Raw genomic sequence first — 7,380 nt, 5'->3', positions numbered from 1 at the left:
GTTGGACGTTAGCCTTCGCTTTTTTCCAGTTGTTGCTGAATTTAATCTTGCGGCTCATGACCTGTTGCGCTTTGCGCAACGCAACCTCGTGCTTCTTAAAACTGTTAAGCGGAGCATAGTACGTGCCGTCTGAAAGCGTAGCAAAGCGGGCGATGCCCATGTCGATGCCAACCGCTGACGTGCCTTGTGAAACCGGTGGCTCGATCTCGCGTTCGGTCTGAATACTGATGAACCATTTGCCCGCTTTATGACTTACCGTGACGTTTTTCACCGTACCCAACACGTCGCGGCTGTTGCGGTAGCGCACCCAGCCCAGTTTCGGCAGAAAAATACGGCTGTTCTCCTGATCGAGCTTGCAACCTTGTGGATAGCGGAAGCTATCCGATTGCCCTTTTTTCTTGAAGCGTGGAAAATCAGCGCGTTTGGCAAAGAAATTTTTGTAGGCGCGCTCTAGGTCTTTTAACGCTTGCTGTAAGCTCTGGCTTGGCGAGTGTTTCAGCCATTCTGTTTCCTTGTCTACCTTCCAAGCAGGCAGGAAATTAGCCAGAACGGTATAGCTGAACTTCGTCGTGCTGTCGGCAGCATAACGGTCTTTTTGCCACGCCAACGCCCTATTGAACACGAAACGACACGCACCGGCAAAGCGGCGCATATCGCGTCGCTGAGCACCGTTGGGCTTGAGTTCGTATTGATAGGCTTGCAATCGTTTCATACTAAGAATTATACTTGCCCCATGAAGAAAAACAACGACATTCGACGCGGTAGACACTGTGTTTTTAACATGCACGTTCACTTGGTCTTTGCCGGATGATTCGCAAAAAGAAGTATCCGAGCATTCACAACAAACTATGGGGTGGTGCTCTCTGGTCGCCTAGCTACTTTGCTGGAAGCTGTGGCGGTGCGCCTATTGAGATCGTGGTCCCGTCGGCCGTACAAAAGGTCATCGTCACTTGACCATTACGCCACGCCTCGGGGTCCGGCATATAACCAATCGGTATCAAGCTACGTATCAATAACCCACACAACAACACAAGCACGCCACATAGCGTGCCACATTGTCGCAATACGAGTTCTAGAGACGTCATTTTCCGCATTTTCAGTTATATATCGAATTTGTATCTAATTATTTGATCAAATCGGTGCTAAGTATATAACGATCCGAGTACAATCCCGCTTGATTATGTAGCAGTCTCACCACGCAGTTTTTGTTTTACTGTTTTTTGGAGCCCTAGCGATGTCTAGTACTTTGGCTATTATTGTCTCTCTACTGCTATTGATGTTTTTAGCATATAGAGGGATTACGGTTTTATTGTTAGCCCCGTTGATGGCGGCACTAGCTGTGTTTTTATCCGGTGATCTTGGCTTTTTATTGCCCATTTACACCGAAACATTTATGAAAGCCCTTGGTGGCTATGTACTCCAGTTTTTACCCATCTTTTTGCTAGGGGCTCTTTTTGGGCAGCTCATGGCTGATTCTGGCGCTGCGAATACTATTGCCCGCTGGATTGTAAAGCGCTTAGGGCCTAAGCACTCTCTGGCCACTGTGGTTATTGCATGTGGCCTGCTAACCTACGGCGGCGTTTCTTTATTTGTGGTGGCCTTTGCCATTTACCCCATTGCTCGTGATCTATTCCGTGCTGCTGAGATTCCCAAACGTCTTATTCCTGCGACCATTGCGCTAGGTTCCTTTACCTTCACAATGACCGCCATGCCGGGCACTCCAGCTATTCAAAATGCCATCCCTATCCCCTACTATGGCACGAACGTCTTTGCCGCCCCAGGGCTAGGTCTCATTGCCTCTGCCATCATGTTAGTTGGTGGTCTATGGTGGCTACAAACTCGTGTCAATAAAGCGAAAGCCGCTAGCGAGGGCTATGGGGATCATGAAAGTGACCGTAATATCCCTATGGATGGCAATATTGAATACGAAAAAGGGCCTTTATCCACCATGCCATTGTTTTTGGCGCTATTACCATTAATCTTGGTTATTGGTGTGAATGCGATTTTTACCTATTTAGTTTTCCCTAAAACGGATTTCAGTGCACTAATCGAAAAATTCCCTCAGGTCACGCCGCAAAAAATGGCGGGTCTATGGGCATTAATTATTGCACTCGTGTCAGCGTGTTTTACCCTAGTGGTGACGCGTCTGGGTAAATGGGAAAACCTAAAAGAAACCGTAAACCAAGGGGTATTTGGTTTTATGCTTCCCCTATTTAATACGGCTTCTGAAGTAGGTTATGGTGCAGTTATTGCGGGTCTAGCTGGATTTACTATTATTCGTGATGCCGTATTGAACTTAACCCCAGGTAACCCATTGATTTCCGAAGCCATTGCAATGAACGTTTTGGCTGGTATCACTGGTTCTTCATCGGGTGGTCTTAGTATCGCTTTACAGACCTTAGGCGCCGATTATTTAGCCATGGCACAACAAGCTGGGATTAGCCCTGAGCTTATGCACCGTGTCGCTGTAATGGCTGCCGGTGGCTTTGATACACTGCCTCACTGTGGTGCTATTATTACGCTTCTGGCGATTTGTAAACTAAATCATCGCCAAGCTTACTTAAATATAGCAATGGTGACGATGATAGCGCCTGTTTTTGCTATTATTACCGTCATTACATTAGGTACATTATTCGGTAGTTTCTAATACAGAAGATTTAGGCTAAACGCTCTCTTCAAAGAGGGCGTTTTTTTTATCACATCTCTTACAAATTACAACTATAGAATCTGGCCTAAAATAAGCTCCCTTATCTTACTGCTCTGCTTATTTCTTTTATATGCTTGAGACTTATTCCGCCTCATCGGCCATGTCCCGCTATTGCGGCATCGCCATATTCCTTTTTGCCCTACTTGCTCTCACAGTACCAAGCGGGTATTCCTTAGGGGCGATGTTGTTACTTTTAGGCGGCCTCTACACGCTAACCCAGTTTAAGGTTGAGCTTAATCGCTCAGACTATGTGCTATTGGGTGTATTAGCGTTATTTAGTATAGAGGGAGCGATCAATAATCTTTGCCATCAGTTAGGGCTAAATTCCTATGACAAGATTATTCGCTTTGCCTTTGCTATACCTGTTTTCTTCTTGATACGTTGGACAAAGCCTCAACTGCATTGGGCTTGGTTAGGCTTAGGTATTGGGACTATAGGAACTGGAATCACTGCCTCAGTCCAAAAGTTTATGATGGGAATTAGCCGTGCAGAGGGCTATACCCACACCATTCAATTTGGTAACTTATCCATGTTGTCAGCCCTTTTTTGCCTAGCGGGTTTAGGTTGGGCATCTGGACTTGAACATCACAAACGAAAACCTTATCTAATCCTGCTCTCTTTAGGGGCTGTGAGCGGTATTTTTGGGTCATTATTGTCAGGCAGCCGCGGAGGTTGGGTGGGCCTGCCCTTTGTACTACTTGTACTATTTAAGGCCTACCATCCCTTTTTTCGCTTCAGAACCAAAATCATAGCAAGCGGTCTACTGACTATAGCCGCCCTAGCTGTTTTTTTTACGCCCCAACTCCATGTAAAAGATCGCATTTATGACGCTTTTCAGGATGTTCAGCAATACCAACAAGGAAACAGCAACACATCTGTCGGCGCCCGTTTTGAAATGTGGCATGGAGCGATACAGCTCATTAAAGAGAAACCCATCACTGGCTGGAGCAAAGGCGGCTACCAACCTGCCATGCAGCATTTAGCTGAACAAGGTAAGGCCAACCCCGTCGTTAGCCAATTCGGACATGCTCACAATGAACTCATTGATCAAACCGCAAAACGTGGTTTAGTAGGACTAATGACGTTATTAGCATTATATTTAGTCCCGCTCTGGTATTTTAGTCCCTACTTAATTCACTCCAACCTTGCCATTCGCTCCATTTCCGTCGCAGGTACATTACTCTCTGTTGCGTATATTGACTTTGGTTTATCTCAAGTCTTTTTTGCTCATAACAGTGGCGTTATGATGTTTGCCTTTTGGTTGATGATTTGGGCTGGACTATTGCGCAATACTATCGAGCACTACACGATGTCTGCTGCCAATCAGCAGTAAAGTTATTGCGTAAATGGACTTGGGGTTGCACCCTGCCCAACAACAGCAACTGCACCGGAGGGGGCAATGTCCCCACCCCCTCTATAAAACCTGTCACCTGTGTCTGACTCTGATAGTTAAGTTGCCCATTCACTTTACCCTCTATCCCGTGTTTAGAGGCATCGCAGTAACCACTAAATGTCATGGCATTATGTGTTTGACTATCTAATTGCAACTGACATTGACCCAAGGCTTTGACTAAAAAATCCATGCTCTTTTGCGGATCAGCTAAAACAGAAGCCTGAGTAGGTGTTAAACACTCATTAAACTGACTAGGATCATATTTATTGAGTTTTTCTAACTGCGCAGGCTTTAAAAAGGCAGCCGCTTGCTGTTTAATAAGCAGTAATTGTGGCCCAACGTTATTCCCCTCTACAAAAGTCTGTGTGCTAACTTGCCATTCTCCAGGCTGTGGTTGTACCGAAAAAGGGGCCGCCTGCATAGGCAAGGCTACACACAATAACAACGAGCCAACTGCAATTTTTTTCATAAATGCCTTCTTAACTTAGCCAATAAAACGAACTCGTTTTCAACATTAGCACAACTGGAATCCCGATGGATCACATTGACAATCATTTACCTATAGGCGCAATCGTACACGAAAGCGCAGACGCCGCTGATGAGCATTTACAAGCCTTTATTCAATATGCCCAAGAACAAGGCAAAGTAGTGCTAGGTGTTACACAGGCTCCTGAAGAGGTCAGCTTCGCCTACCGCAGCAAAATGGGTATCATCAATTTGACCAACGGCGAATATATCTCCATCGCCCAAAATTTAGGCGAACACAATACCAGCTGCTGTTTAGACTCAGAAGCCATTAGCAATGCCAGTGTAATCCTGCAAAAAGCCCGCACACAAAATCCAGACCTAATTATTGTGAACCGTTTTGGAAAGCTAGAAGCCGAAGGCGAGGGTTTTGCCGATGAAATGCTAGAAATCATGAGCCAAGGCCACCCTATGCTCACCGTGGTTGCCACTCGTTTCTTAGATGCTTGGCGCGAGTTTTCTGGCGGATTAGCCACAGAACTAGAGGCCGACCTTAATCACATACAACATTGGTTTAATAGCCTCCCCGCTAATAACTAAAAAGAATAAGCATATAAGGTTATACTATATGGATAAATTCATCTCTTATAAGTAACGTTCAATATGCTGAGCAGTCTTTTAGGTTTTATTGTGGGGCTGACCCTAGGCTTAACCGGAGCAGGTGGCGGGATTCTGGCTGTGCCTGCCTTAGTGCTTGGCGTAGGCCTAAGCATGACAACCGCAGCGCCTATTGCCTTAATTGCCGTTGGTTTAGCCGCCTTAACCGGCGCCATCGATGGATTACGCCGACGTATGGTGCGTTACAAAGCCGCCTTGCTTATGTCCATCGTAGGTGGGGCCATCTCACCGCTAGGGGTCTGGCTCGCACAGCGTCTTCCCGAACTCTGGCTTATGGTGCTATTTAGTCTGGTGATGTTTATTGTTGCTGGGCGCATGTTTAATCAAGCTCGCCACACACAAAAATCAGGCCTATCACCGCATGACAGCCGTGCTAAAGCATGTATGGTGTCAGATAACTCGGGCAAATTTGTTTGGACTATGCCGTGCTTTTTGACTATAGGTAGTATTGGGGCTGTATCGGGTCTACTGACTGGGTTATTAGGCGTAGGAGGCGGTTTTATTATTGTTCCTATGCTCAAACGCTTTACTAATCTAAAAATGCATAGCATTGTGTCCACATCGTTGATGGTTATTGCCTTAATTTCTGCCGTAACCGTCATCAATGCTCTCACCTCGCATGTTGCCTTGCCCCCGGTCACATGGCCTTTTGTTTCCTTTGTGGTAGGCGGCATGATTGCAGGGCGTATTGTTGCCCCAAAAATCCCAGCCACCTTTATACAAATGGGTTTTGCCTCTTTGTGCGCCTTATCTGCCTGTATCGTACTGCTAAATGCATTTAATATTTTATAAATAGACTTTCCACCTCTTATCAACTAAAAAAGCGGCCTAAGCCGCTTTTTTAGTTGTGTTAATTATTTAACCAACGTCCATGCGCCATTTTTAACCGTGAGTAGCTCTACCCCACGCTCATCGAACCCACTGTGGTCTTCGGGCGTCATGTTATAGATACCTTGAGTACCCGGTAATTCTTTAATGTTTTCCAACGCTGTTCGCAAGGCTTCTCGGAACTCTACCGTGCCCGGCTTAGCGCTTGTAGCTGCTACTGGTAAGGCTTCCATGAGCAATAAAGAGGCATCATACACATTACCGCCAAATGTCGCTGGCATGTGCCCATATCGCTCGTTGTAATTATTCATGTAGTCTAGGGCAATCGCTTTAGACGGATTATCATCTGGAATCTCGGTAGGCACTAACATCAAACTACCACCCAAAATCGTATTTTCTACGGCTTGACCACCCAAACGTAGGAAATCATTCATGGCTGCACCATGAGTTTGATAAATTGTACCTTCGTAATGGCGATCGAATAATGTGGCCTGCGGCAACACAGAAGGCCCACCCGGAGCAGCAATCAATACCGCATCAGGTTTAGCCACCATCATTTTCACAACCTGCCCTGTCACAGAAGTATCTGGACGTTTAAAACGTTCATTAGCGACTAAGGTAATGCCTTTAGCGGCCAATCTTTCGTTTAGTACCCCATACCATGTCTCGCCGTACGCATCAGCTGTCCCAATAAACGCTAAGGTTTTAACTCCGTTATCCTGCATATGCTGCAGTAGCTTATCTGCGACCAAGCCATCATTCTGCGTAGTTTTAAATACCCACTTCCGTTTTTCATCCATCGGCAACACCACTGAAATGGAGCCCACCGGTGCCAGCAATGGCGTTTTTGCCTCGCTAATTAAATCAATCAGCGCTAATGCATGCGGAGCACCTGATGGTCCAATAATGGCATCGACCTGTTCTTCTGTCAGCAGCTTTTTAACGGAAGTCACCGTATTATTTGGCTCACTGGCATCGTCTAAATGAATATATTCGATGGTTAAGTCACCAATTTTAGTGGGCAGCATCATCGCTGTATTACGCTGCGGAATTCCGATGGCCGATACCATCCCAGTAGACGAAGCAATCGTACCGATTTTTACCTGAGCAAATACGGAAGATGCTGTCATAGCAGCCACTGCTGCACTAAATAAAACAACGGTGTTTTTTACTTTCATGTTTTTCCCTTGGGCTAAGCTAAGTCAATGCTCTGATTATCTATCATTTAACACAATTGAAGCTCACCCAGCTAAAGCAAGGTGATTCTTGTTGTCATCGGTTTAGGCGCCGTGATATTCAATCACGCCCG

8 protein-coding genes and 1 pseudogene are annotated in these 7,380 nt (G+C 45.9%); 5 read left to right on the top strand and 4 right to left on the bottom strand.

The genetic code is table 11. The annotated features are described in order from the left end of the window. Window positions 1–712, bottom strand: a 712-nt coding sequence (locus tag Q0Z62_RS10295) for a transposase (protein WP_298054218.1), incomplete at its 3' end; no start/stop codon positions are given. Window positions 713–733: 21 nt separating this feature from the next. Here Q0Z62_RS10295 and Q0Z62_RS10290 point away from each other — a divergent pair. Next, window positions 734–954: pseudogene (locus Q0Z62_RS10290) on the top strand (transposase). On the opposite strand, the gene Q0Z62_RS10285 reads toward Q0Z62_RS10290, so the two are convergent. Further along, the gene (locus Q0Z62_RS10285) at window positions 876–1,085 is read right to left on the bottom strand and encodes a hypothetical protein (RefSeq protein ID WP_298054220.1); all 210 of its coding nucleotides are present in this window, start codon (window positions 1,083–1,085) and stop codon (window positions 876–878) included. The pseudogene Q0Z62_RS10290 and the gene Q0Z62_RS10285 overlap by 79 nt on opposite strands. A 149-nt stretch (window positions 1,086–1,234) precedes the next feature. On the opposite strand from Q0Z62_RS10285, the gene Q0Z62_RS10280 reads away from it, so the two are divergent. Both Q0Z62_RS10280 and Q0Z62_RS10275 read left to right on the top strand, forming a co-directional pair. Further along, the gene (locus Q0Z62_RS10280) at window positions 1,235–2,647 is read left to right on the top strand and encodes a GntP family permease (protein ID WP_269900537.1); all 1,413 of its coding nucleotides are present in this window, start codon (window positions 1,235–1,237) and stop codon (window positions 2,645–2,647) included. A gap of 130 nt (window positions 2,648–2,777) precedes the next feature. Next, complete coding sequence (locus tag Q0Z62_RS10275) at window positions 2,778–4,040, top strand: O-antigen ligase (RefSeq protein WP_298054213.1); 1,263 nt, start codon at window positions 2,778–2,780, stop codon at window positions 4,038–4,040. Here the strand turns inward: Q0Z62_RS10275 and Q0Z62_RS10270 are convergent. Beyond that, window positions 4,000–4,569 (bottom strand): DUF3617 family protein, encoded by a 570-nt coding sequence (locus Q0Z62_RS10270; protein ID WP_269900539.1) that lies wholly within the window; start codon window positions 4,567–4,569, stop codon window positions 4,000–4,002. The genes Q0Z62_RS10275 and Q0Z62_RS10270 overlap by 41 nt on opposite strands. Window positions 4,570–4,634: 65 nt before the next feature. Between Q0Z62_RS10270 and Q0Z62_RS10265 the strand changes: the two genes are divergently transcribed. Together Q0Z62_RS10265 and Q0Z62_RS10260 are read left to right on the top strand one after the other, a co-directional pair. After that, on the top strand, window positions 4,635–5,165 hold the full coding sequence (locus Q0Z62_RS10265) for a DUF2478 domain-containing protein (RefSeq protein ID WP_269900540.1): 531 nt from the start codon (window positions 4,635–4,637) through the stop codon (window positions 5,163–5,165). Between the two features lie 63 nt (window positions 5,166–5,228). After that, a complete protein-coding gene (locus tag Q0Z62_RS10260; protein WP_298054207.1) occupies window positions 5,229–6,035 on the top strand; it encodes a sulfite exporter TauE/SafE family protein in 807 nt (268 codons plus the stop codon). Window positions 6,036–6,097: 62 nt separating this feature from the next. On the opposite strand, the gene Q0Z62_RS10255 is transcribed toward Q0Z62_RS10260, so the two are convergent. Beyond that, window positions 6,098–7,249: an ABC transporter substrate-binding protein gene (locus Q0Z62_RS10255; protein WP_298054198.1), complete on the bottom strand. Its 1,152-nt coding sequence runs from the start codon at window positions 7,247–7,249 to the stop codon at window positions 6,098–6,100. Window positions 7,250–7,380: the final 131 nt, after the last annotated feature.

The organism is uncultured Paenalcaligenes sp. (genome assembly GCF_947630565.1).
In the GTDB taxonomy this organism is placed as follows: domain Bacteria; phylum Pseudomonadota; class Gammaproteobacteria; order Burkholderiales; family Burkholderiaceae_B; genus Paenalcaligenes; species Paenalcaligenes faecalis.
This window is presented reverse-complemented; position numbering and strand designations above follow the sequence as displayed.